We start from the raw sequence: 25,304 nt of genomic DNA, 5'->3' as shown, positions 1-25,304 counted from the left end.
TTATGGCTAATCAACAAACACCAGCTCGTTCAAATTCAGCACCATCAAGCACACCTGCTCGAAGGCCTGCTGCTCGCCCAGCCCGTGCTTGCTGCGATAGTTGTCGTACAGCGTCAGGCTGTCGGCCACGGTCTGGTCGTCCGCTTCGCGGCCTAGCGCCAGATGCAACGCATGGCGGATTTGCCCCTCAACATCGCCACCCGCATCCCGCTCGACGCGGCTCGCCAACTGGCGGGCCTGCGCTTGCATGAATTCGCCATGCAGCAGATTTAGCGCCTGCGCGGCTTGCGTGGTGTTGAAGCGGGCTTCGCAACTGGTGTCGGTTTCGGGGAAGTCGAACACGGCCAGCTCCGGCACGATCAAGCTACGTTTCACGTGGATGTAAATGCTCCGCCGCGAAGCCTCGCGCGCGTTCGACGTGTTCCAATCCTTACCCGGTTGGCTCTGCGTGGCGAGCACCTCGGCCGACAGCTTGGGATAGATGCTGGGGCCGAATTGCTTTTCGTTCAACTGGCCCGATACGTACAACACGGTGTCGCGCAACTCTTCGGCCGTGAGCCGCCGCATGTCGAATCGCCAAAACAGGTCGTTCGCGGGATCGGCTGCGAGTGCCTCGGGTCGTGCGGTGCTCGACATCTGGTACGTGTTGGAGGTGAGGATCAACCGATGCAGCGACTTGAGCCGCCACTCGTGATCGATCAGATAGAACGACAACCAATCGAGCAGTTCCTTGTGCGTGGGCGGAGTGCCCAGCAGGCCGAAGTTGCTCGAGCTGCGAACGATGCCCCGCCCGAAATGGTGCTGCCACACGCGATTGGCGATCACGCGACCGGTAAGCATGTTGTCGGGGCTCGCAATCCAATCGGCGAGCACGCGCCGCCTTCCCGCGGAGTGGGCGTCGGCCGCCGCTTCAGGGATGTCGGGACACTGGTCGTCGAACAACTCAGGAAACGCCGGCGCGACCACTTCGCCTGGCACGTGGGGATTGCCCCGCATCATGACGGTTGTGGGCTCGGGTCGAGCATCGCATCGCGCGAGCGACAGCACTAACTCGGCCGGCGGCAACTTGCGTTGGGCGGCTCGCAGATCGCGTCGTTCGCCCCGGAGCACCGTGTATTCTTCACGCTCGGCGTCGGTTTGGTACTCGTCGAGCTTCTCTCGCAAGAGCGCTCGCCGCTCGTTGGTCTCGCTGCGATGCTGATCGGCGGACGACATACGATCGATGGCCGCCTCTTCGATTTCCGTCATCCGCTCCCGCACCGCTACCGATCGCGCTTCGATCTCCTGACGCCGCTTCGCAGTCTCCGGCGGCGAACAATCGCGCAAGCTGTTGAACCTCGGGTCACGCCCGCGCGGCTCACCATACGGCGTGACGTCCGCAAAGAAAGAAAGCAGGCTGTAGTAGTCGGTTTGCGGCATCGGATCGATCTTGTGATCGTGGCACCGCGCGCAACCGACCGTCAGTCCGAGAAACGCCTGCCCAGTGGTCGAGACAATGTTGTCCAAATCGTCGTACCGCGCCTGCAGCGGATCGGCCGGCTCGTCGTCCCACGTGCCGAGTCGATAGTAGCCGGTAGCGGTCATTGTCTCGGTGGTGACTTCCTCCAGCTCGTCGCCGGCCAACTGCTCGCGGACAAACTGATCGTAAGGTTTGTCCTCGTTCAGCGAACGAATCACGTAGTCGCGATACTTCCACACGTACGGCTTCGGCGAGTCGCGCTCGAAGCTGTTGCTCTCCGCGTAGCGAACCAAATCCAACCAATGCCGCGCCCACTTCTCGCCATAGCGTGGCGAGGCCAGCAACTTGTCGACCAATTGCTCGTAGGCGTCAGGGCGATCGTCGTTGAGGAACTCCTCTAGTTCCGCCAGCGTGGGCGGTAGACCGGTCAGGTCGTAGTACACCCGGCGCGCGAGCACGCGTCGGTCCGCGGGCGGGGCCGGCTCGAGTCCCGCCGCTTCGAGCTTCGCGAGCACGAACGCGTCGATTGGATTGGCTACCCAATCCGTATTCTGAACTTCGGGCGGATCGGCCCGCTGCGGTCGCTCAAACGCCCAGTGCTTCTCGTACTCGCCGCCTTGGGCAATCCACTTCCGCAAGAGTTCGATCTCGGCTGGCTTCAGCGGTTCTCCCTCGGGCGGCATCCGCTCCCACTCGTCGTCGGTCGCGACGCGCCGCAGCAACTCGCTCTCGTCCGGCCTTCCCGGCACAATGGCCATCGTGCCCGAGTCGGGTTCGGCGTGGGCAAGTTTCTCCTCATGCAGGGCGAGGCCGCTCTCTGCATCGTCCGGACCATGGCAGGCGAAGCATCGCGCGGCCAACAGCGGCTGAATCTGCCGCGAGTAGCTGATTTTCTCGTCCGCCGCCGAGTGGCCGCAAACCAGCGACGCAACCGCCAAGGCGGCAATACAGCGGCAGCGATCGGGGAGAGCGGATCGAAACACGATAGGCAATGCGGCCGAGAGTGGCAGGTGGGCAAGGAAGGATGGCGGAGCGCAGCACGTAGCCACTTCTGCTCCATAAGCAATATACTGAACCGGCCACTTTGGAGTCAAAAATTGCGGTTCACCGGCGAATTGCTGACTCCCGCAACCAAAACGTCGATCTGCGTGGTTGGTTTACGGGGTTTGCTGGGAAAATAGCGAAGCGAGCGAATGGGAAGTTCTGCTGACGAACATGACATCGAACAGCTCATCGCCGCGATCTACCAGCGCGAGTCGCGTCGCATCTTTGCTACGCTGGTCCGACTGGTTGGCGATTTCGACCTCGCCGAAGACGCCCTGCACGAAGCATTTGCCCTGGCCGTAAAGCAATGGCCCACGGATGGAATCCCGGACAATCCGCGGGCGTGGCTGGTTTCGACCGGCCGCTTCAAGGCCATCGACACCATACGCCGGCGGACTCGCTTCGATGCCAACCTCGAGCGCCTGGCTCGCCGGATTGAAGAAGATTCCCCGAGCGATGCGAGTCTTCTCGACCAGAAGCAACTCCAGGACGATCAACTGCGGCTGATCTTCACCTGCTGCCACCCCGCCCTCGCACCGGACGCTCAAGTGGCGCTCACGCTACGTGAGGTGTGCGGGCTGAAGACCGAAGAAGTGGCTGCGGCCTTTCTGACAAAACCATCCACCATGGCACAGCGGATCGTGCGCGGCAAAGCCAAGATTCGCGAAGCGAACATTCCGTTCGAAGTTCCGTCGCTCGAAGAACTGCCACCGCGGCTCGATTCGGTTCTTTCGGTGGTGTACCTGGTGTTCAACGAAGGCTACTCCGCTTCGTCGGGCGAGTCCGCCACGCGAACTGACCTGTCGGCCGAAGCGATTCGGCTCGGCCGATTGCTGTCCGAGCTGCTGCCCGACGCCGAGGTATTGGGGCTGCTCGCGTTGATGTTGCTACACGAATCGCGACGCACCGCCCGAACCGACGCAGCCGGCGACCTGGTGTTGCTGGAGGATCAAGATCGCCGGTTGTGGGATCAGCAACTGATTGCCGAGGGACGAGGACTGGTCGCCCGCGCGATGGCTACCGGGCGGATCGGCATGTACACGTTGCAAGCCTCCATCTCTGCAGTGCACGCAGCGGCTGCGATCTTCGCAGCTACCGACTGGCCTCTGATCGTCTCTTACTACGACATCCTGCAGCAGGCGGCCCCCTCACCGGTGGTGCGGCTCAACCGAGCGGTGGCGATCGCCATGCGCGACGGACCGGAAGTGGGATTGGCCGAGGTCGACGAAATCCTCTCCGCCGGCCAATTGGTCGACTACCACCTGGCCCACGCCGCCCGGGCGGACCTTTGCCGCCGTTTGGAGCGAATCGACGAGGCGCGGGAGTCGTACCGAGCTGCACTGGAGCTAGCCAGCCAGGAACCCGAGCGGCGATTTCTGGAAAAGCGGCTAGAAGAACTTGGCTAGATCGATCGTTCGACAGGTGGGAAGGTGTTTTGCAAGGACAGAATTAGTCGCGGATTCCTTTCGAGCGAAATTTCTCCAGAATCTTTCCAGTTGGCTGTCGAGCGTTGGCATCGGACTTCGACAAGCTCATAGAACGGGTGATCGGCGCCCGCCACTCAGCACGGTTCACGAAGGAATTCTCACTATGGCTTCTCCTATTCCCACCGGCCGCGAAGGCTTGATTCCCCATTTGGTCTGCAGTCCCTGCAGCGAGGCGATTGAGTTTTACCAGAAGGCGTTCGGCGCCGAGTCGGCCGGGTGTCTGATGGCGCCCGACGGCCAACGCGTGATGCATGCCGAGATTCTGATCGACGGCAAAGTCATCTACTTGGCCGACGACTTCCCCGAATGCTGTGGCGGCTCCGAGCGAAACCCCAAGGCCTTAGGCGGAACTCCGGTCACGGTGCATCAGTACGTCAAGGACTGCGACGCGGCCTACAATCGCGCCGTCGAAGCAGGGGCTACGCCCATGATGCCAATGTGCGATATGTTCTGGGGCGATCGCTACGGAATCGTCACCGATCCCTTCGGCCACAATTGGTCGTTTGCCACCCACCAACGCGACCTCTCGCCCGAAGAGATGCAACAAGCGATGATCGAGGCATTCGAACAGGCCGATGCTGCACAAGGCGCCTGACGCGACAACCACAGGCTTGCCATCGGACTCGGATTGCTCGATAGAATTGAATCTTCAAACAGGAGGCCGACGCATGAAATTCGTTTGCTTGGGATATGTCGACGAGAAGAACTTCGATGATTTTTCGCAGGAGAAGGTGCAGCAGATGATGCAAGACTGCTTTGCCTACGACGATGAGCTGCGCCGCGGGGGGCACTTCCTCGGTGGCGAGGCGTTGCAGAGCGTCCGCGATAGCGTCGCCTTGGAGTTGGTGAATGGCCAAGTCTCCGTGACCGACGGACCTTTCGCCGAAACCAAAGAGCAACTCGGTGGCATTTTGCTGCTGGAGGCCCGCGATCTGAACCACGCGATCGCACTAATGTCCAAGCACCCGGGCATCCAGTTCGGCCACTGGGAAATCCGCCCGGCCGACGAGGCGATTAACGCCATGGTGGCCGAGCGCAATGCTGAGTTTGCCAAGCAATTGATGTAGCAATAGTCCCCCGTTGAACACGAGAATGAAAGGAACGGATCGATGCAGGTAATGGTTATGGTCAAAGCGACATCCAGCAGTGAAGCGGGTGAACTTCCGAGCACGCAACTGATCGCCGACATGTTCGCATACAACGAGCAACTCGTAAAAGCCGGAATCATGCTCGCTGGCAATGGGCTTCAGCCCAGCTCTAGGGGGTGCCGCGTGCAGTTTTCGGGAGACAACCGCACGGTGGTCGATGGCCCCTTCACCGAGACAAAGGAACTGGTCGCCGGCTATTGGTTGTGGCAAGTCGACTCGATCGAGCAGGCCATTGAGTGGGTTAAGAAATGCCCCAACCCAATGCCCGAGGATTCTGAGATCGAGATTCGCCCAATCTACGAAGCGGAAGACTTCGGCGAGAACATGACGCCCGAACTGAAAGATCAGGACGAGCGTCTCCGCCAGGAAGTCGAGAAACTGGCCGGCTCGGAATGAACCGTATGGCCGTGGCCACTAGCTACAACGACGGAGTTCGCATGTTGAAGTCTACTAACCGCATCGCGCCCTGCCTTTGGTTCGACGGTCAGGCGGAGCAAGCAGCGGCGTTTTACACGTCGATCTTCCCCAACTCGAAGATCGGCTCGATCTGTCGCTACACCAACGCGGGCCGAGAGTTCCATCGCCAGGAGCCCGGTGCCGTGATGACAGTGTCGTTCGTGCTCGACGGCCATTCGTTCACCGCATTGAATGGAGGGCCACAGTTCAAGTTCACCGAAGCGATCTCGCTGCAGGTCTACTGCGACACTCAAGAGGAGGTCGACCACTACTGGGGTTGTTTATCGGCTGACGCCGACCCCAATGCCCAACAATGTGGCTGGTTGAAAGACAAGTTCGGCGTCTCCTGGCAAGTGGTTCCCCGCGTGATCGACCACCTGCTCAGCAGCGGCACGGCCTCGCAATGCGATCGCGTTATGAACACGCTGTTGGCCGCGAAGAAGATCGACATCGCCGCGTTGGAGGCCGCGTTCAACGAAGCATAGAATCAGCCGCCTTCCAGCTAGGTCCATCCCACTTTAACACGTATCCGAGTTCCCGATGAAATACCTATTGTTGATCTACGGCGCCGAAGACTCTTACACCGATCAAGAACGGGCCGCGTGCATGAAAGAGTCGGCCGAGCTGTGCCACGAGCTGAGCACAAAGGGACAGTACCTGCTGTCGTCGCCACTGCACCCGGTGGCAACCGCCACCAGCGTCCGCGTCCGCGACGGCCAGCGGCAGGTAACCGATGGGCCGTTCGCCGAAACCACCGAGCAACTCGGCGGCTTCTACTTGATCGACATGCCGAACCTGGACGAAGCGATCGCCTTCGCCGCCCGGATCCCGCCCGCCAAGAAAGGCACGGTGGAGATCCGCCCGGTGCTTGAAATCGAGAACCTGCCGACCGCACCCGGCGAAGCCTGAACTTTGCCTTAGCTCACTCCTCCTCAAGCGCCGCTGGCCGTCGCCGAGCAGCCAATCGCTTTGGCATCTCCGCTTGGCGCCAACGCAGGAACGCTTGCTCTGTTCGATCGCGAAGCTCGGTACTCCGCGACGATGCGGGAGAGATGGTGATCGTGTCGACGGTTACGGCTTCACGCTCGCGATCCACCGAACGGATCTTTCCTCGGTCCACGACCAGCGTGACGCCGACGTTGGCTTCCACCACGGGAATGTTGTTCTCCAAACTGCGCCGCAGAACCGTTTCGTCCTGCTTGGGGCTCGTGGAACCATTCGCTGGAATGCACAGGAATTGCGCGCCATCCAAGGCTGCGATTCGCGCCAACTCTGGGTTCCAGCGATCGTTGCAGATCAGAATGCCGCACCGCCCGAACGGCGTATCGAACGCGCGGCACTTACTCCCCAGCCGGTTGTGCCACCACGACTCGTCGTATCCTTCCGCAAACTGCATCTTGTGCTGCTTGCCGCGAATGTTGCCCTGGTTGTCGATGAACACGGCGCAGTTAAAGATGTCATCCTCCACCAACTCCGCGAATCCAAACACGAGACACATGTCGAGCTCTTGAGCGAGCGTCTGGAACCGCTTGATGATGGGATCATCCATTTCCAGGGCCACGTCGCGCATTCTCTCGGCCGAGACAGTCCCGTCGAGCACCTGATGAATTCCATATCCATCCAACGCGCCTTCAGGCGCCACGGCCAAGTCGACTCCCCGCTCGACAGCCTTTCGAAGGGCCACTTCCAGGCGATCCGCATTGCCCTCGAGCTCAAAAGCGACGGGCACGAACGAAATCGCCGCCACGCGAACCTTGCGACTCTCTGAAGACTCCTCTTCGGATAGGGATACCCCAGCGGTCGCGATCAAGACCGAAACCGTTAGCAGAAACCTGATTCGCGCGGTTGGCATTCGCATAGCCTACCTGATGGAGAATTCGCCGCCTCGCTATACCGCGAAGAAGACTCGTCTAACGATCGGACGGCCCACCTCTGGCCCCCTGACCATCGTTACCGGGGGGATTATCTTGACGCCAGTGTTTCTCTGCACAACACTTAAGGCGAGCCCCCGTAGCTCAGGGGATAGAGCATCGGTTTCCTAAACCGTGTGTCGCAGGTTCGAATCCTGCCGGGGGCGCTTTTCTCTGTGACGTATCGTTCGACGCGCTGCGTCAATCGATGTAGACGAACTCGTTCAGGTTGAACGTCGCCAGGCTGAAGTACGTGAGTGCGGCGAGTTGGTGTTGGTCGACGCCGTGGAGCCCGGTCGCGGGCTTTTCGAATTCTGCCGAGCCGCCGCTTGATGCGGACGATTCGGCGCGGGACTCGACGAACTTCAGGGCTCGGTCGAGTTGCTCGGTGGACGGCGGTCGGGTGAGGGTCCGCTCGTGGATGATGCGGATCGACTCGCGCAAGTCGCCCTCGGCTTCGCTCGCGGCTAGCTTCGCTAGTTCGGTGGCTTGTTCGAGTGAGAACTGTGAGTTCAAGAGTACCAGTGCTTGAGGCGCAATGGTCGACTGCGCGCGGCGGGGGCAACTGGCGTTGGTGTCGGGGCGGTCGAACACGTCGAACATCGGGTATCGCAGATTTCGTTGCACGAACAGATAGATGCTGCGACGTCGGTGATCCTCCTCGTTAGGAGCCACCTTCCAACTTTTGCGTCGAAGCGTCACTCTCAGTTCGCGCGGCAGTGGCGGGCGGACGCCCACGCCTCCGCTGCGGTCGCTCAACCGCTCGGCCGCAGCCAGCATGGCGTCGCGGATGGCTTCGCCTTCCAGGCGTCGCCGATTGGCGCGCCACAGCAGGCGGTTCTCGGGGTCTTGCTCGGTCGCTTGCTCCCAGTTGGCCAGCCGCGCTTGATCGGCTTCGTCCAGGTGACTCGCCTGACGGTAGGTGGCCGACGTGACGATCAAGCGATGCATCTGCTTGAGGCTTCCCTGCTCGCGATGTAGTTGCCCAGCCAGCCAATCGAGCAACTCTGGATGCGAGGGTTCCTCGCCCATGGTGCCGAAGTCGCTGCTGGAGCGGACCAGCCCGTGACCGATATGGAATTGCCACAACCGATTGACGATCACACGCGACGCCAGGTAATTGTCCGGGCGAGTGAGCCACTCGGCCAGTGCTGCGCGAGTTGGCTCGCTCGGATAGGAGGACTCGCCAGGCAAGACGGCAATTCGCGGAAATCCTGGCGCGACCTTCGGGCCTTGTGAGCGGAAGTCGCCGCGGTGGTAGAAGAATGCTTCGATGGCGCGAGGCTCTTTGGCTTCGAACAGGATGCGACCTTCGAACGGCTTCTCGACGCTTGCCGTCTTGGTGATCGCTTCGTTCTCATCCTCGTAGCTGCTCTTGGGGAAGTGCAAGGCGGGCTCGAAGAACGCTCGCAGCCGGTAGAAGTCGGCCTGGCTCACGGGATCGTACATGTGGTCGTGACATTCGGCGCAGCCCATTTGCAGGCCGAGCATCACACTGCCGACGGTGCTGGTGATGTCGTTGAGCACCATGTGGCGGCGTTCGGCCACCAGGTTGATGTCGGTCATGTCGGGACCACACAGAGCAAAGCCGGTGGCGATGGCCGCGTCGTAGTCCTCGGGGTAGAGCAAGTCGCCAGCGATCTGTTGGCGGACAAACTCGCCGTACGGCATGTCGTCGTTCAAGGCCTTGATGACCCAATCGCGATAACGCCACGCGTTGGGGCGGAGGTTGTCGTGTTCGAAACCTTCGGTCTCCGCATAACGGGCCAGGTCGAGCCAATGCTGTGCCCAACGCACGCCGTAAGCCTTGGAGGCGAGCAACCGGTCAACCAGTTGCTCATAGGCGTCCGACCGGTCATCGGCCAGGAACTTTTGCGTTTCTTCGACAGTGGGCGGCAGGCCAGTGAGGTCGAACGTCACTCGGCGGATCAGCGTTCGGCGATCCGCTTCCGGGGCCGGCTGCAGGTCGTTCTCATCCAGCCGGCGGAGCACGAACTGATCGATCGCGTTGCGCGGCCACTCCGAGTTTCCTGTCGCCGGTGGCTTGGGACTGGCGAGCGGCGTGAACGCCCAGTGCGAGCGGTCGACATCGCTGAGCGCGAGTTCCAATTGTTCCGCATCGTCGGCTACTGCGCAGCGAGTCCATGACGCTGCGACGAGCGAGAGCGTGGCGAACGAGAATAGTAGTTTCTTGCAGATTTGCATGGCGTCTGTGTCTGACCCCTAGGCCAGGATGTCGCGGACCACATTGGCCTCGATGGTGCCGGTCAGGCGTTCGTCGAGGCCGTTGTGGAAGTAAGTGAGAGCTTCGTGGTCCATGCCCAGGATGTGCAACAACGTGGCGTGGAAGTCGCGAACGTGCACCTTGCCTTCCACCGCGCGGAGTCCCACGGGATCGGTCGCCCCGTAAGAGAAGCCACCACGAACCGCGCCGCCGGCCAGCACGATGGAGTAACCCCACGGGTTATGGTCGCGACCTTTGCCTTGTTCGCTCATCGGCATGCGACCGAATTCACCGCCCCAAATCACCAGCGTGTCGTCCCACAGCCCGCGCTGTTTGAGGTCGCGCAACAGGGCGGCCACTGGTTGGTCGGTGCGGCGGCACATCTGGGTGTGATTCTTTTCGACGTTTTCGTGGGCATCCCAACCGACCGTGTTGCCGGCGTAGAGTTGCACGAAGCGGACACCGCTTTCGATCAGTCGTCGCGCGAGAAGGCAACGCGTGCCGAACTCGTCGGTCTCCGCCTGACCGATGCCATACTGCTTGCGGATGTATTCGGGTTCCTGATCAATGTCGACGAGCTTCGGCGCCGCGGTTTGCATGCGGTAAGCCAACTCGTAGGTGTTCATCCGCGCGCCGAGTTCATCGTCGTTGTCGCGGCGCTGGCGGTGCCTGGCGTTCTCTTGCTCCAGCAGAGCAAGCATCGCCAGTTGGTCGTCGGTTCCTACAGCGGCCGGCGGAGCGAGGTTCAGCAGCGGCGCTTTGCCCGACCGCATGGTGGTGCCTTGGTACGAGGCGGGCAGGTAGCCGCTTCCCCAGGCGGGAGGGCCGCCTTTGACTCCGCCGCCGGGATCAGGCAGAACGACGAAGGCTGGCATGTCCTGATTCTCAGAGCCCAGCCCGTAGCTTACCCAACTGCCGACGCTCGGTTTGCCCATCAAGATCGAACCGCTGTTCATCTGATAGACCGACTGCGGATGATTCACGCTGTCGCCATGGCAACCGCGCAGCACGCATAAGTCGTCAGCCAGTTCGGCCATGTGCGGCAGGAACTCGCTGACCTCCAAGCCGCTCGCGCCGCGCTGGCGAAACTTCCGCAGCGGGGGCAACAGGGGATTGGCTTTCACGCGACGACGGGTCATCACCTCGCCGAAGCTCTCAGGCAGGGTCTCGCCGCCCAAGCGATCCAGCTCGGGCTTGGGATCGAACAAGTCGACGTGGCTGGGGCCGCCATGCATGAACAAGTAGATCACGCGCCGCGCCCGCGGTGCAAAGTGCGAAGGCTTCACCGCGTTGGGGTTGGCCACCGTGCTGGTGGCAGCGGCCTTGGCAACCATGCCATCTTGCTGCAACAGCCACGCCGCGGCGATGGCACCCATTCCGCCACCGGTACGACTTAGAAACTCTCGTCGCGAACCAACCAGATTGGCGGACGTGGGAGTGCGTGACAGCATGCGCGCGTTTCTCGCTGCAAAGAGGATGGCGAACCGAAGGGCACATGTATTGGGCGGGACGTTGGTAACTTCAACGCTGCCAATATGTTAGCAATCAGGAGCCAAAGGTGCAAATAATTCAGCGGAAACGGAATTCGCGTCCCCACAAGCAGAATTGCCAGTGACGCACTACGGTGAATTCACCTGAAATGTAGCGATTAGGTAGATTCCATCGCTTCGTACAAGTCCATCCACTGTTCTTCCAACGACTTCAGCTCTTCGGCAATCTGTGTGGTGCGCTCGTGCAACTGTTGCGCTTCGGCTGCGTCGGTCACTTGTAGCAGCCGCTCGTTGGTTTCCTTCTGTTCTTCGTCGAGCTTGGCGATCTTGCGTTCCACGGATTTCAGACGCTTCTGCGCATCGCGGTCGGCCCGGGCGTTGGCCTTTTTGTCGCCCGCCGCTTCGTCGGGCGGAGCGTGGGCGGCCGCTTCGCTGCGCAGGCCGGCGTCGATCTCCTTTTGCACGCGATAAACGTAGTCGTCGTAGCTCGATGGATAGATCACCACGCGACCTTCGCGGACTTCGATCACATCGGTCGCCACGCGGCGCATGAAGTGGCGATCGTGGCTGGTGAAAACTACGGTGCCTTGGTAACGCTCCAGCGCGTCGGCCAATGCTTCGACGGTTTCGACATCCAAGTGGTTGCCCGGTTCGTCGAGCACCAGCACATTGTGGTTCTGCAGTAGTAGACTGGCCAACACCAACCGCGCCCGTTCTCCACCGCTGAGCACTTTGACGCGCTTGTTAATCAGTTCGCCGCTAAACAGAAAGCTGCCAGCGACGTCTTTGATCTGCTGCGTGGTCACATCCGGCGCGGCCTCGTATTCCAGGTGCTCCATCACGGTCTTTTTGCCGTCGAGCGTCGTATAGACGTGCTGAGCGTAGACGCCCAGGTCGCATCCGAAGCCCCACTTGAGATTGCCGTCGAGCGGCTGAAGCGACTCGCAGATAGTCCGCAGGAACGTGGTCTTACCCTGACCGTTGTCGCCGACGATGCCAACGCGGGAGCCATGTTCGATTTCGATATGAATGTCTTCGGCCACCCGCCGATCGGGGTAGCCGATCGCCAGGCCTTCAGTCCGCACCGCAGGACCACGGCGCGCCTCGATCGCGGGGAAGCTGAACGAGACACTCGCTTCCTCGCCGGCGACTTCCACTAGTTCCAGTCGCTCGAGTTGTTTGGCTTTGTTGCGCGCCTGGCTCGCGGTGTTGGCGTTGGCGCGGTTCTTGTTGATGAACGTTTCGAGCTGCTTGCGCTTGGCCAAGGTCGCCGCATTCACTCGGCGGTCGTGCTCGCGGCGTTCGTCCAGGTTCTCGAGGTACGACTCGACATTGCCTGGATAAAGATTGAGCTGCCCGCGAGAGACTTCCAGCGTGTGCGAGCAGGTCTTCATCAGGAACGAGCGATCATGCGACACGATCAAACAGCCGCCGCGAAACTCGCGGAGGAAGTGCTCCAACAGCATCTGCGTGCGAAGGTCCAAAAAGTTGGTCGGTTCGTCGAGCACCAACAAGTTAGGATCGTGCAGCAACAGCGCGGCGAGTTTCACGCGAGTTTGCCAACCGCCCGATAGTTCACGGACCGGTTGACCTAGCATCGCGTCGCTGATGGCGAACTGCCAGGCGATTTGGCCGCACCGCCAGTCGGGCTGGTGGCTGTCGCGCATCAGAAAATCGAGCACGCTCTCGCCCGGCTCGAACGGATCGTGCTGGCGGAGGTATCCCAGGCGGAGTTTCTTGCTGCAGACCACCTCGCCGGCGTCGAGTTCTTCCTCGCCGAGCAAAATGCGGCACAACGTCGACTTGCCGGCGCCGTTGCGGCCGATGAGGCCGACTTTTTGGTCGTCGGCCAGCGCGCAACTCGCCCCGTCGAGCAGTTGCTGCTCGCCGTAGCGTTTGTAGGCGTCTTGCAGAGTGAGTACGACAGGCACGGTATTGGGCAAGCGGCTCGCGGGCCGGTGAAATGCAGTAGCGAGAGGTCAGCTGCGGCCGACGAATCGGCCGACCGCCACAGCTACTAGCGTAACAAGCAGGCACCCGATGGCGAAGGTGTCGCCCATGCGCAGGTACAGCGTATCGTGCCCGCCAGGCACGACGTCCACCATCAGCACCTCGGGCGACATCGGCAGGCTCACCGCCAGCAGCCGGCCGCAAGCGTCGACATTGGCCGACAGCCCGCCGTTGGCCGCGGCCACCAGCGGCGTGCGGCACTCGATCGCCCGCAGGCGACTGCAGGTAAGGTGCATTCGCAGTTCGCTGGAATCATAGAACCACGAATCGTTCGTCAGGTTCACCAACACATCGGGCCGCTGCCCCGCTTCGGTAAGCTGCACCACCTGCCGGCGGACCACGTGCGGTATGACCGTTTCGTAGCAGATGGTCGGCATGTAGGTTACGTCGTCGATCACGAAAGCAACCGGCTCGCTACCCGGTGTGACGCCGCCGATGGGGAAGAACCGGTAGATGCCCGGCCAGATGGTGCCCAGCGGAACGTACTCGCCGAACATCACCAAGTGGTTCTTGTCGTAAGTGCCAATGATTTGGCCATCGCGATCAACGGCGACCGCAGCGTTGTAGATGCTACTGTTACCCTCTTCGATAGGAGAGATTACGTGATATCGATCGATCCCCACCAAAAGCGGAACCTCAAACTCGTCGACTGACCTTCGTAAATCGGCGGGACCGTAGCTTGCGTACTTCTCGGCCTCGGAGGTATCGGTCTCATTCGCCAGTTTGGGATCGTAGGAGTAAAGGAGGGTGCGAAACGCCCCTTCGGGCCACACCATCAGGTCCATCGGCTCGCCGCTTTGCTGGGCAATGCTCTTCGCATCGCGCGCCAGCTGCATGTAGTGATCCATCACGCGGCGGTCGCGATCGGGATCGGCAGTCCACACCGCCCGCTCGTTGCCCTGAATCAGGGCGATGCGCTTCGACGGTGCATCGGCCGTCGAAGTGAACTGTTCCAACTGCTTGCCACCGTACCACCACGCGGCGCCCACCGCCGAAGCGGCGACTGCCAAAGCGATCGCGGGTCGAGCCAGGCGTCGAGAAGCGGGGAAAATGCCTTCGCTGGCGCACGCGGCCACCAGCATGACCAAGGCCGACACCAAGTAGGCTCCACCCAGATCGGCGATCTGCACCAAGCGCGTGTTTTCGATTTGCGTATGCCCCAGCGCGCCCATGAGAAAGCCGCCGAGCAGGTGCGCCTGCAACCATTCGACGGTCACCCACGCTATCGGAGCGACGATCCATATCGGCACACGCAGGCGATGCACGCCCACACGCACCACGGCTACGAACAGCGGCAGGTAGACGCCCAAGTAACCGGCCAGGAACAACAACCCGATGCCGGTTGCCGGGTGGGCGAGGCGAATCCAGTGAATGGCCAACAGCCAGTAAAGAAATCCCGCCAGCCAAATCTGCAAGTACGGCCGGCGGCTGCGAATTAGCGGCTGCCGTGCGAGGTACAGCCAAGGCAACGGGGCCACCCACGCCAACAGGCTCCAACTCGCCGGCGGCTGGGCCAGCACCAGTAGCAACGAACCGAGCGAGGCAATGGCCAGCGGAATCTGATGCCAGCGGGCTTTCGGTGCGCTTTCGGTTGGCTCGGTGGAGGTGGACATCCTGTCGCCTCGATGGGGGAGAAGGTGGCTAGCGGAGCACCGGCGGTTCGGAGTTGGGATCGGCCAGTTGCGATTGCTTCAGCGTGGTGCCGACCTGGCTGTGCAACTCGACCACCGCATCGGCCAGCGCATCAGGCTCGCTGCTTTCGGCCAACTGATCCTGGAACGGCTGCCACACGCTTTCGGGCAACCCCGCCCGCACGGCCGCCGCGGCTACCGATCCACTGATCGAATGCTTGAGCTGTGGACGCGTTTCGGCCACGGCCAACAGCAGGTTGCTCTTGAAGGCGATCTCCACCAGCGCTGCGTACTCTACGCCGTATTTGTCGGCCGCGCTTTTGCCGAGTTCGCGACCCACCGACAGCAACTGTTTGAGCTGGTCGGCCGAGCCAGGTTCGGTGGCGGTGATCGCCGGCAACTCGATATCGAGCGCCGCGGCAACAGGCGCCAGCTCCTGCTCGATGGCGCTGGTGTCCGCATCGGGCGCCAACAGCAAGTAGCTCAACCGCGAGGCGAGCATCCAAGTCAGTTGCCGAGAGTCGGGCGGTTGCGGTGGATCGACTTCGGTTACTTCTGGTTCGGGCGACTCGGCACGTGCTACCTCCACCGGTTCGGGCTCGGGCGACTCGGCTGTGGTGTCGGGCGTTTGCCACGGCAACTCGAACGGGTCGGTCGGCGCGATCGGATCCGGCTCGGCGGAAGTCGACTCGATGGGCATCGGGTCCGCCACGGTCACCGCGGGCTCTTCTACAACGGGTTCTTCCTCTACTGGTTCTTCCATGGCCTGCGGCGTTTCGGGCTGGTTCACCATCCAAGGCAAATCAGTTACTCCCGCGTCGCTGGGTTCGGTTGTTTCGGCAATCGGCTCCGAGCTTGACGGGGTCTCTGACTCCGCCACGACTGGTTCGGGCTCCGGTTCAGGTTCGTCGCGCTCTTCTTTGGTGCCGAAGAAGATGGCCTCCAAGGATTCGTCGTCGTCCTCTGGCTCGCTAGCCGCGACGGTATCGGCCGATTCATGGCCAAGAGTGTCGGATGCCATCGGCTGCTCGACCTCTGGCTCTGGCTCACTGTCGGTGTCGTCGGCCACATCGGCGAATAGGTCGATTGGCTCCTCGCCCGTCAGCGGCAAGGTCACGTTCGCGGGCTCGGCATCGACTTCGGGCGCTGAGGCCGAGGGCTCCTCGGAGCTCGCAAATTCCGGCGGATCCTGCGGCGCGTTGGGGGTGGGCGGACTTTGCTCGCTAGCAGTCTCCGCTTGCCCCTCGGCGGCGGGGTCGAAGCGAATGTCCGACCAGCAGCCAGTGGTCGCAACGCATAGCACCAAAAGAGTCAGCAAATACGGACTATTTCCGCCCGACGGACGAACCGAACGCTCTTGGTCACGTAGGATGTGAAGATTCGCCACTAAGTTGTTGCCTTCGTAGGTACTTCGACCGATAATCTCACTCCGCCCATTACCCACCTAGCGGTGGCTCTCTCCACAATGCCCCCCATCGGTATGAAAGTCAACCGCAGACGCTTTTTCCGATCGGCCGCTCGCTGGACAGTGGGGGCAGCAGGTGTTGCGGGTTATTACGCCTGGAGGGTCGAGCCGCACTGGGTGGACGTGGTCGAGCGGGACATGCCGCTGGCAAATCTTCCCGCTTCGCTCGAAGGAAAGCGGCTGGTGCAGCTGACCGACGTGCATGTGAGCCGCGTGGTCGAGTACGACTACCTGGAGCGGGCGGTGGATCAAACCGTCGAGTTGCAGCCCGACGTCGTGGTGGTGACTGGCGATCTGATGACCGCCATCGGAGGAGAGTTGATCGAGCCGGTTGTGCAGCTGCTCGAGCGCCTGGAGCCCGACAAGCGGGCGATCTTTGTCACGCCGGGCAACCACGACTATGGCCTTCACGTCTCGCAAAGCTACCTGGTCGACACGTTGTTCGCCGAACTCGGCAAGGTGGGCGTCCAGGGACTCCGCAATCAGCAGGCCGACTACGAAGGGCTGCAGATCGTGGGATGCGATGAGTGGATGGCCGGCAGGTTCAATCCCTACCAGGCGTTCGCCGAGTTCGATTCGTCGCGGCCCGGCATTGCCCTCACGCACAACCCCGACACGGTCGACATGCCCGGCTGGGATGGGTTCTCGGGCTGGGTACTCGCTGGCCACACACACGGCGGCCAGTGCCGAATTCCCTACTTCGGCGCGCCGATCCTGCCGATTCAGAATCGACAGTACGAAGCTGGTGAGATCGAGATCGACAGCGCGCGACGACTCTACGTGAACCGAGGAATCGGCTACACGCAGCGAGTACGCTTCATGTGCTCGCCCGAGATTACGCAGTTCCGGCTCACAGCCACTGCGTAAGGTTCATTCGGCACCGCTACAACTGCGTGTACCGGCGCCAGGTGATTTGCAGTCACAACCGTCACCAGGTGCGCTGGTCGATCGACGTGCAGACCGATCGGCTTCTTTTCTGATTTCGGCCAACCACCAAGGTGGACACATGGGTCGTCGCAAGGCATCTATTTCTTGGGCAATTGCGCGCGCCCTGTGGCTCGAATTGTGTCAGGCGGAACGAATCTCATGAGTGCACTGCCATCGTCGATGTTGTCTGCTGCGAGTCCCGACGTCGCTGCGCCGATTCCGCAAGCGGCTGCACCGACCCCGAAACTTCCGCCGGCTCCGCGCGAGCCACGATCGTTGGCCGAAGCAGGGCTGAGCGAATCGGAACTCGAAGCCTTGGTGCTCAAGCACCTGTTGCATCACGGCAACTCCACCGGAGGGCAAACCGCCGCGAGTCTTGGCTTGCCACGCAACCTGGTGAACGAGGCCCTCGAACGCCTGCGGGACGAACTGTTGGTGGCCATTAAGCAGGCGGCCGGTGTGGGCGACTATTTGTTCCAATTGAGCGAGGCCGGCTTCGCCCGGGCCAAGCAGCACGCCGAGCACTCAAACTACGTCGGCGCTGCGCCGGTGCCATTGGCATCGTACCAAGCGGCAATTCGCCATCAGTCGATCCAAAACACGAAGCTCTGCCTTGAGCAGCTGGCCGCCGCGTTCGCCGACCTGAAGCTGTCGCCCAAGATTCTCAGCCGCATTGCTCAGGCGATCAACGATGGCCGCGGCATGTTCCTCTACGGCAATCCCGGCAACGGAAAGACCACCATCGCCGAGCGAATCTGCGATGCGTTCGGCGAGTACCTGTGGATTCCGAGGATGGTGCACGTAGGGTGCGACTTGATTCGCCTGTACGACCCCAGTTGCCACCAGCCGGTGGACATCTCGCACCTCGACGGGCAAGGTTACGACCGCCGGTGGGTGCTGATCCGTCGGCCGACCGTCGTGGTGGGCGGTGAGTTGACGCTTGAGCAACTCGACACCAGTTTCAACCCGGCTTCGGGAATCAGCGAAGCCCCCGTGCACATGAAGGCCAACGGCGGTGCGCTGGTGATCGACGACTTTGGCCGCCAACGCGTGAGCAGCACCGACATCCTCAACCGGCTGATTGTTCCGCTGGAGAAACACTTCGACTTTCTGAATCTCGCCAGCGGGCGTCAGATTCAAGTGCCGTTCGACATGCTGTTCGTGCTGTCGACTAACCTGGAACCGCGCGAACTGGTGGACGAAGCCTTCTTGCGGCGGATTCCCTACAAGATCGAAGTAGCCGATCCGACTGAGGAGGAGTTTCGCACGCTGTTTGCCGTGCTGGCGCAAAAGGCCGGATTCACTTGCCCGGCGGCATCGATCGACTACCTCGTCACCGAGCACTTTAGCAAGACGCAGCGGCCGCTACGTTTCTGCCAACCGCGAGATCTACTGCGCCAGATCAAGAACTTCTGCGAAGTGCACAGGCTGCCGCTAGAGGTGAACACCGACTGCGTGGACGTAGCGGTGGAAAACTACTTCGCGTCGCTGTAACTCTAGGTGGTGCACAAACTCCGCCGGGCCGTGATCTCGCCGCCAGCAAACAGCGCCGCAGCGGCGATGGCCAGCAGCACGACGATGTCGCTCCACGGCACCTCGCCCGACATCAGCACCAGCGCCGGGCGGTAGTACTCCAGCACGCCGAGCAATGCCACGCTTTGGGCCGGCGGCCACAGCTGCGCAGCGAAGTTCAACAAGAACGAAGCCAACACCACCGCTAGCACAATCGCCACTGCGCGGCCACGGTGACTTGAGAGCGACGAGACCAAGAAGCCGACGCCACCCACGGCCAAGTACAGGCAGTAGAAGTTCGCCATGATCACCAGTGCTGAGCGCAAGTCGGGGCGCATCTCCACGGGCATCCAGGGCGACATGGCGCGATGACCGGCGAACCCCATGGCGAGGATCAACACGCCGCTGGCCATAAGCACGAGCACCTCACTCCAGTAAACTAGCCGCCTCGACACTGGCAGACCCAGGAGAAAGTCGATCGTGCCGCGGTCGACCTCCCCGGCGGGAACGCGCGTCGAAAGGCTGATCGCTTGCGCCCAGACCAGCGACAACACAATCGGGTGGACCCACAGCACCGAAGCAACCGCTTGGGCAGTCATCTGTTGGCCCACGTCGGTGCCGAGCAGTGCGCTCATCATCGTTTTTGCAAACGGCAACCGCTCAAACACATCGCCGATCTGCTCCTCCACCTTGGGGATGAGAAACGTGAGCAGCATATTCGCACCGACCAGCCCGACGCCAATCAGCAGCGTGGGAAGCCACAGCTCGCGAAACGATTTGAGCAGCAGTCCCCGCATCAGATGGCCTCGACGGGTTCGTGGTACAAGCGATGAAACACCGCCTCGAGGTCGGGTCGACTGATGCGAATGTCAACCAGTGGTTGCTCGCTCGCCCACGCCACCAAGGGAGGCGTGGCTCCGTCGAGTTCGCAATGCATCACAGCACCGCGACGTTCGTTGAGTTGCAGGAACTCCGGCAGCGCCGCGGAGGTGGCCTGCGATTCGTCCGCGTATTGCAGCTCGACCACGCGCGGCGCTTGGTGGCGGAGCACGTCAAGCGTCTCGTCCACGATCACTTTGCCGCGGCGGACGATCGCCACGCGGTCGCACAGGCTGTCGACTTCGCTGAGCGTGTGGCTGGAGAAGAACACGGCTGCGCCGGCTGCGGCGGCTTCGCGGACCAGGTCGGCGAGGCGCGACTGCATCAGCGGATCGAGTCCCGAGGTCGGCTCGTCGAGCACCAGCAGCTTCGGGCGATGCGCCATGGCCAGTACCAAGCCCAGTTTCTGTCGCGTGCCACGCGACATCTTGCGGACCGGCAGCGTCGGCTCCAAATCGAATCGCTCGGCCAGCTCGCCGGCGCGGGCCGAAATGTCCTCGCCGCGGACGCGAGAGACGATGGGCAACGCGTTGCGCAGCGTCAGCCAGGAGTAAAGCCGCAAGTCGCCCGGCAGGTAGCCGATGTCGCGTTTCACTTGGGCACTCCGACTCCAGCAGTCGAGGCCCGCGATCTCCGCCTTGCCAGCGTCGGGCTTCAAGAATCCCATGAGCAGCCGAATGGTGGTGGTCTTGCCCGCGCCGTTGGGACCGAGGAACCCGAATATCTGACCGGCGTCCACCTGCAGGTTCACTTGGTCGACGCCAATGCGTGAGCCGTAGCGGCGCGTCAGATTGGTGGTGCGAAGGATGGCCATGAGACGATGCTAACTGCGATCGGCGAATTGCTCAGCCTGCTGCGCGATGTCCAGGCCGACATGCGAATTCCAAGCGGCCAGGAACTGGTCATACTTCTGGCCCGGGCGGCCTGGGCCAATGGGCTGCGCATCGAGCGACACCACGGGCAACATGCAAATCGAGGTACTCGTGAACCACACTTCGTCGGCCGCGCGCAATTCTTCGACCGTAATATCTCGCTCTTCGAACGGCACACCCAGTTCTTGGGCCAATTCGGCTATCACTGCCACGCTCACCCCAGGCAGCACCTTGGAACTTCTGGGCGTTGCCAGCCCTGAGGCCTGATGATAGGTCACCAGGTTGGCGGTCGAGCCTTCGCCCACAAAGCCTTCCTGGTCGAGCAGCACGGCGCGGGCGGCGGGGTTTTGCGCGCGGGCTTCGGTGTCGGCCAGGTAGTAGTGCATGCGGCTGCGGCACTTGAGCTGCGGCGGCCAGCAGTCGGGCGGCACCTGGCGATGCCTGCTCAGGTAGGAGGTCACGCCTGTGCGAAACTCCGAAGCCCACTCTGCAAACGCCAACGGCATGCCATGCACTGCCACGGTGGGGCCGCTGCCGCTGCCGGGGGTGGCGAAGGTGATGATCGCCCAGTCGTCGCCCGGCGTGAACATCGGCTGATGACGCTCAATGTATTCGTCGATCGCTTGATCGATCTGGCCGATAATGGACTCGGAGTCCATCCCGACGATCTCCAGCGAGTGCCGCATGCGCGATAGGTGTTCGGCCTTGCGGAACACACTGCCGGCGAACGTCCGCAACCGCTCGGTGATGGTCACCCCCATTGCGAAACCGAGATCGCCAACGGGAATGCCGAGTTCCCGTTCTTCGATCCATTGGCCACAGAAGTACGCAGTGCGTTGGGACATCGACGCGGAGGGTTCGGCTACAAGGACAGCGTTCTAGAGGCAACGTCCTGGGCCGCTCGCCGCTTCGAAGCGATCAATCCGCGTACATCAAGTGTTGCCACACTCTGCTCATCGTACGCCCTGTGGCCGTGTACTTGAAGAGGTCGTGCGAGCGGCCCACGCAATTCGCACAGTCGTAGCACTCGAATTTGTCACGCTGCTCGGGGGCGAGCGACGTAGGGCCGCAGAGCCCCATGGCCTGAGGATTACAGTTCTTCGGCACCAAAGGGTAGAACCGCATCGCCGGATCGAGGTGGTTGTTGAGCATCACGATGTGCTCGATCTGCTCCACGGCCAACCGATGATAGCCGTTGGGGCCGAACCAGCAGGAGTGTGTCGCCGCGGCCATGAACACCACCCGCATCGGAGCGTGCTTGCCCAACTCAGCATCCGGCAGCGATGCTCCGCTCAAGTCGCCACCCGCCACAACGTGCAGCGCGCCGCCAACGATGCGAGCGCCGTAGCTGTAGCCGATCAGGCTGATCGGCGCGTCGGTGGGCATCTGGTTCAGTACCCAGGCCAACTCCCAACCCACGGGTCGCGTTCTGCCAGCCTTCACGCGGAAGTCGTTCAGCAGCCCGCCGATCTCGGTGGCGGGCCAGGAGAAGATCACGAATCGCATCGGCCGGTCGTCGGTCGAGCGTCTAACCAGCCGGCGGTAAACTCGCAGCGCCCGGTCGCGCGCCATAGCGGGATCGACCTTGTTGCCGTGCACATGAAACACGGTCACCACGCCCTCACCGGGAGCGGTGATCAAACGGGAAAGATCCGACTCAGTCCACTGGCGGCTACCCTCTTCGTCGATCACCGCGTACTCGCGAACGATGAGTTTCTCGGCGAGCACCGCCTCGTCGGTGGTGCAGCAGGCGGGGCGGACGTTGAGTTCCAGGATCTCGTCAGTTGGGCGAATGCCGACGCACTGCGCGGCGGCTGGCGCACAGAGAACCAGTGCGAGGCACGTGGCATTGGCCAGTGCGACCAGTGGGTGGACAGACGGGACACGCATGGTGGGCGAGACAGGTGTGGGCGGGGCAGACGGAGTAACCATCGGAATTGCCGCACCCCGCTCGCCACCCCAACTGCCGCAAGGTCTGGTGGAACAGGTACTTCGGCCATTTCGCAATGTGCTAGCAACACCGCCACACCACCCGACTGCAACACTTGTGACGATTGTCGCGATCTTGCGGGCGCGGTACGGCGGGGCAGCGGTTTGGGTGTTGAAAAAAATCATCGGTTGCGTTTGCACCTCACTCAGCGTGAGGTACGTTTCCCTGACGCATCATCGCGGTGGTCCGCTGCCCCATCGGCGCCCCACGCACGAGTTGCTGCCCGCCCCAAGACCCTCCCCCACGTTCGCTTCGGCGGACCCCCACCTACTGCCTCACCCCGCCGACCGCCGGCAAGTTCCACCGCACTACATGGAACCATTGGTCGAGGCAAGGAGCTAACGGAATCATGAAACGCATTGCCCTGTTGTTGGCTTTTGGCTTGATCCTCGCCAGCTTTACCGGTTGCGGCTGTTGTCGTCGCATCCGAGGAGCAGTTTGCCCTGGAGCCTACTGCGGTTCGCGTGCTCCTATCGTGGGCTCGGTCCGTCCGGCTCCCGCGCCGATCGTTGCTCCGGCCCCCATCGTGACTGCCCCTCCCGTGGTGCAAGCGCCCACCTACGTGCAGCCTCGCATCATCCGTCCGCAAGTGATCAGACCGCAGGTTGTCGCGCCGCAGTGCGTGCCGTGCTGCCCGGCGCCATGTCCTTGTCCCTGCCCGTGCCCCACGGTGTGCGAGCCATGCTGTCCTCCGTGTAACGACTGCTGCACGAGCTATGGTGGCGGCTGTTGCAACTCGGGATGTAGCAGTTGTGGCGGTGATTGCGGCTGCAACACCCCCTTCGGCATCGAAGTCGGCCCCGGCGAGCACTTCGGTGGGTTCGACGGTAGCGGAGACCAGTGGCAAGGCGCTCGCACGCCGACCGACGCGGTACCCGATCCCACTCCGGAGTGATCGTTCCCCAAAACAGTCCGGGCCACCTTCTCCCCCACTCCCTGGTGGCCCACGCGGAACGTTCGTCCCCCCGTACGACGTTTCGCCGTTCAGGCCACCCCGCCCTTCAGACGCCATCCTGAACGTCTGAAGCCGAGCGGGGTGGCTGCTTTTATGCGCCCCGGCAACCGCAGCAAGGTACAATGGAAAACGGGCGGCTGGCCCCGCATGGCACGTTATTTCTGCAATGGAACTGCGCCCCGCACCAATTGGGAAACTCATGTTTGTTCGCGCACTCACTTTGCTCGTTGCCTGCTCGTTAACCGCCGCCGCTGGTGCGCAACTTCTGGACGAGCAGGCGGGCAACACCGATCCGTCGCGCGTTTCGAAGCAGGAGGTGTTTACGTTCCGCGTGGGAGCCGAGATCACCGCTGCTCGCGGCTCGTGCCGCGACATCCGTGCGATGGTGGCCATTCCGTTTGCGTGCGACGAACAGAAGGTCCGCCGCATCGACGAAGAGTTCAGCCGCCACGTCGACAAAGTGCGCTACCGCGACCTCGATGGCGGGGCGACGCAGATGCTGATTACCGTGCCCATGCTCACTTCGGGCGAGACCGCTCGCGCGGTGGCCACCTTCGAAGTCACCACCAGCGTGATTGAGCCACCCGAGGAGGAAGACACCATCGACCTGGTGATCCCCAGCCGCCCCAAGCGGCGCGTTAGCAAGTACTTGTCCGCAAGCCCAATGATCGAAAGCCGCGATGGCAAGATTCGCTCCCTCGCCCGCGAACTATGGCGCGAGGCGGAGTCCGAAGCCAGTGAGGACGGCGCGCCGAACGATTGGCAGAAGGTCGAGTACCTGTACGACTACGTGCTCGACAACATTCAGTATTCCGAGGGCACCGACAAGAGCGCGGCGAACACACTTCGCGATGGCAAGGCCGACTGCTTCGGCCGCAGCGCGCTGTTCATTGCCTTGTGCAGGGCAAACAAGGTGCCGGCGCGGGTGGTGTGGGTCGACCAGCACTGCTACGCCGAGTTCTACATGGAAGACGCCGAAGGCGAAGGGCAGTGGTTCCCAATCGAGTCGGCCGGCACGCGCTCGTTCGGCGGCATGCCGATCGCCCGCACGATCCTGCAGAAAGGCGACAACTTCCAAGTGCCGGAACGCCGTGGCGAGAAACTATTCTACGCCTCCGACTACCTGATCGCCCTGCCGGTGGGCAACAGTGGCAAGCCGAAAGTGAAGTACATTCGAGAAGTAGTGGAGTGAGTGGGATTGCAAATTGAAGAATGCAAATTACAATGCCCGCCTTTTCACTCGCTTCCCGCCACAATAAACGCTTCGATGCGTTCGATATCGTGGCCGCGGACGACTTCTTCGCCGTCGGGGCTGTAGAGAATCAGGGTGGGTATTCCGCTAATGCCAAGTTGCTGCATGGCGTAGCCGCCGCCGTAGGCGACGGGCCAGTTGAAGCCGGGTACCGACTCGATCACGCGCTGGATCTGCGGTAGCGCCGCCGCGTCGTCGTCGGCCAGGCCGATCACCACTACCTCGTCTTCCGGCCACTGTCGGCGGAACTCGGCCAGTTCGGGCATCGACATGATGCACGGACCACACCAAGTGGCCCAGCAATCTACCACCACCCACTTGCCGGCGAGGTCTTCGGCCGTTGGGGGCTGCTGGGTGTTGGTCCACCCGGCGATTTTCACTTGCGCCAGCGGCGCGGGCAGCGGCTTCGCCGGCTGATGACGCCGCTGCAATGCGAATGCGACTGCCGCCACGACGACAATCGCTACGACGAACAAACTGCCGGGCACCGAAGTGGGTTTGGACATGAGTGGGGCCGCTGGGAACGAGGTATCGGGCGCTGGGGCCGATGTGGCGATGCCACTCAACCTACCAGCCTCGCCGCCCGCCCGCTA

The 25,304-nt window shown here is 62.1% G+C and carries 22 protein-coding genes and 1 tRNA gene; 11 read left to right on the top strand and 12 right to left on the bottom strand.

Annotated features, from left to right (window positions below; genetic code table 11):
* Positions 1–6: 6 nt before the first annotated feature.
* Complete coding sequence (locus tag ACQK2L_RS30815; RefSeq protein ID WP_425400896.1) at positions 7–2,442, bottom strand: PSD1 and planctomycete cytochrome C domain-containing protein; 2,436 nt, start codon at positions 2,440–2,442, stop codon at positions 7–9.
* 210 nt (positions 2,443–2,652) lie between these two features.
* Here ACQK2L_RS30815 and ACQK2L_RS30810 point away from each other — a divergent pair, with 210 nt between their 5' ends.
* The 6 genes from ACQK2L_RS30810 (at position 2,653) to ACQK2L_RS30785 (ending at position 6,503) form a co-directional block, all read left to right on the top strand.
* The gene (locus ACQK2L_RS30810; protein WP_425400895.1) at positions 2,653–3,909 is read left to right on the top strand and encodes an RNA polymerase sigma factor; all 1,257 of its coding nucleotides are present in this window, start codon (positions 2,653–2,655) and stop codon (positions 3,907–3,909) included.
* Between the two features lie 184 nt (positions 3,910–4,093).
* Positions 4,094–4,585 (top strand): VOC family protein, encoded by a 492-nt coding sequence (locus ACQK2L_RS30805; protein ID WP_425400894.1) that lies wholly within the window; start codon positions 4,094–4,096, stop codon positions 4,583–4,585.
* Positions 4,586–4,658: 73 nt separating this feature from the next.
* Positions 4,659–5,057: a YciI family protein gene (locus ACQK2L_RS30800; protein ID WP_425400893.1), complete on the top strand. Its 399-nt coding sequence runs from the start codon at positions 4,659–4,661 to the stop codon at positions 5,055–5,057.
* A gap of 42 nt (positions 5,058–5,099) precedes the next feature.
* Positions 5,100–5,534: a YciI family protein gene (locus ACQK2L_RS30795; protein ID WP_425400892.1), complete on the top strand. Its 435-nt coding sequence runs from the start codon at positions 5,100–5,102 to the stop codon at positions 5,532–5,534.
* A 41-nt stretch (positions 5,535–5,575) separates the two neighbouring features.
* On the top strand, positions 5,576–6,079 hold the full coding sequence (locus ACQK2L_RS30790; RefSeq protein WP_425400891.1) for a VOC family protein: 504 nt from the start codon (positions 5,576–5,578) through the stop codon (positions 6,077–6,079).
* Positions 6,080–6,134: 55 nt separating this feature from the next.
* Positions 6,135–6,503: a YciI family protein gene (locus ACQK2L_RS30785; RefSeq protein ID WP_425400890.1), complete on the top strand. Its 369-nt coding sequence runs from the start codon at positions 6,135–6,137 to the stop codon at positions 6,501–6,503.
* Between the two features lie 13 nt (positions 6,504–6,516).
* Here the strand turns inward: ACQK2L_RS30785 and ACQK2L_RS30780 are convergent, their stop codons facing one another.
* Positions 6,517–7,452 carry a carbon-nitrogen hydrolase family protein gene (locus ACQK2L_RS30780; RefSeq protein ID WP_425400889.1) on the bottom strand — a complete coding sequence of 312 codons (936 nt, stop codon included), beginning with the start codon at positions 7,450–7,452 and terminating at the stop codon, positions 6,517–6,519.
* 146 nt (positions 7,453–7,598) lie between these two features.
* Here ACQK2L_RS30780 and ACQK2L_RS30775 point away from each other — a divergent pair.
* Positions 7,599–7,671 (top strand) — tRNA-Arg (locus ACQK2L_RS30775).
* 34 nt (positions 7,672–7,705) lie between these two features.
* Here the strand turns inward: ACQK2L_RS30775 and ACQK2L_RS30770 are convergent.
* From ACQK2L_RS30770 to ACQK2L_RS30750, 5 genes are all read right to left on the bottom strand, one after another.
* A complete protein-coding gene (locus ACQK2L_RS30770; RefSeq protein WP_425400888.1) occupies positions 7,706–9,709 on the bottom strand; it encodes a DUF1549 and DUF1553 domain-containing protein in 2,004 nt (667 codons plus the stop codon).
* 18 nt (positions 9,710–9,727) lie between these two features.
* Positions 9,728–11,179 (bottom strand): DUF1501 domain-containing protein, encoded by a 1,452-nt coding sequence (locus ACQK2L_RS30765; RefSeq protein ID WP_425400887.1) that lies wholly within the window; start codon positions 11,177–11,179, stop codon positions 9,728–9,730.
* Positions 11,180–11,376: 197 nt separating this feature from the next.
* Positions 11,377–13,149, bottom strand: coding sequence for an ABC-F family ATP-binding cassette domain-containing protein (locus ACQK2L_RS30760; RefSeq protein WP_425400886.1), 1,773 nt, complete (start codon positions 13,147–13,149; stop codon positions 11,377–11,379).
* A gap of 48 nt (positions 13,150–13,197) precedes the next feature.
* The gene (lnt, locus tag ACQK2L_RS30755; protein ID WP_425400885.1) at positions 13,198–14,841 is read right to left on the bottom strand and encodes an apolipoprotein N-acyltransferase; all 1,644 of its coding nucleotides are present in this window, start codon (positions 14,839–14,841) and stop codon (positions 13,198–13,200) included.
* A 28-nt stretch (positions 14,842–14,869) separates the two neighbouring features.
* Positions 14,870–16,246: a hypothetical protein gene (locus ACQK2L_RS30750; RefSeq protein ID WP_425400884.1), complete on the bottom strand. Its 1,377-nt coding sequence runs from the start codon at positions 16,244–16,246 to the stop codon at positions 14,870–14,872.
* 93 nt (positions 16,247–16,339) lie between these two features.
* On the opposite strand from ACQK2L_RS30750, the gene ACQK2L_RS30745 reads away from it, so the two are divergent.
* Together ACQK2L_RS30745 and ACQK2L_RS30740 are read left to right on the top strand one after the other, a co-directional pair.
* Positions 16,340–17,191: a metallophosphoesterase gene (locus ACQK2L_RS30745; protein WP_425400883.1), complete on the top strand. Its 852-nt coding sequence runs from the start codon at positions 16,340–16,342 to the stop codon at positions 17,189–17,191.
* Between the two features lie 219 nt (positions 17,192–17,410).
* The gene (locus ACQK2L_RS30740; protein ID WP_425400882.1) at positions 17,411–18,745 is read left to right on the top strand and encodes an AAA family ATPase; all 1,335 of its coding nucleotides are present in this window, start codon (positions 17,411–17,413) and stop codon (positions 18,743–18,745) included.
* A gap of 2 nt (positions 18,746–18,747) precedes the next feature.
* On the opposite strand, the gene ACQK2L_RS30735 is transcribed toward ACQK2L_RS30740, so the two are convergent.
* The 4 genes from ACQK2L_RS30735 to ACQK2L_RS30720 form a co-directional block, all read right to left on the bottom strand.
* A complete protein-coding gene (locus ACQK2L_RS30735) occupies positions 18,748–19,560 on the bottom strand; it encodes an ABC transporter permease subunit (protein ID WP_425400881.1) in 813 nt (270 codons plus the stop codon).
* Positions 19,560–20,456 (bottom strand): ABC transporter ATP-binding protein, encoded by an 897-nt coding sequence (locus ACQK2L_RS30730; protein ID WP_425400880.1) that lies wholly within the window; start codon positions 20,454–20,456, stop codon positions 19,560–19,562. Before ACQK2L_RS30730 ends, ACQK2L_RS30735 begins: the two co-directional genes overlap by 1 nt.
* Before the next feature lie 9 nt (positions 20,457–20,465).
* The gene (locus ACQK2L_RS30725) at positions 20,466–21,359 is read right to left on the bottom strand and encodes an aminotransferase class IV (RefSeq protein WP_425400879.1); all 894 of its coding nucleotides are present in this window, start codon (positions 21,357–21,359) and stop codon (positions 20,466–20,468) included.
* A 73-nt stretch (positions 21,360–21,432) separates the two neighbouring features.
* The gene (locus ACQK2L_RS30720; protein WP_425400878.1) at positions 21,433–22,404 is read right to left on the bottom strand and encodes a hypothetical protein; all 972 of its coding nucleotides are present in this window, start codon (positions 22,402–22,404) and stop codon (positions 21,433–21,435) included.
* Between the two features lie 449 nt (positions 22,405–22,853).
* Between ACQK2L_RS30720 and ACQK2L_RS30715 the strand changes: the two genes are divergently transcribed.
* Entirely contained in the window at positions 22,854–23,399 is a 546-nt protein-coding gene (locus tag ACQK2L_RS30715; RefSeq protein ID WP_425400877.1) for a hypothetical protein, read from the top strand.
* Between the two features lie 259 nt (positions 23,400–23,658).
* A complete protein-coding gene (locus tag ACQK2L_RS30710) occupies positions 23,659–24,651 on the top strand; it encodes a transglutaminase-like domain-containing protein (RefSeq protein ID WP_425400876.1) in 993 nt (330 codons plus the stop codon).
* Between the two features lie 44 nt (positions 24,652–24,695).
* Here the strand turns inward: ACQK2L_RS30710 and ACQK2L_RS30705 are convergent, their stop codons facing one another.
* Positions 24,696–25,217 (bottom strand): TlpA family protein disulfide reductase, encoded by a 522-nt coding sequence (locus tag ACQK2L_RS30705; RefSeq protein WP_425400875.1) that lies wholly within the window; start codon positions 25,215–25,217, stop codon positions 24,696–24,698.
* Between the last annotated feature and the right edge of the window lie 87 nt (positions 25,218–25,304).

This window comes from Aeoliella sp., from assembly GCF_965227375.1.
Classification (GTDB): domain Bacteria; phylum Planctomycetota; class Planctomycetia; order Pirellulales; family Lacipirellulaceae; genus Aeoliella.
Note: the sequence above shows the minus strand (reverse complement) of the source record. Positions and strands in the feature narration are given on the sequence as shown.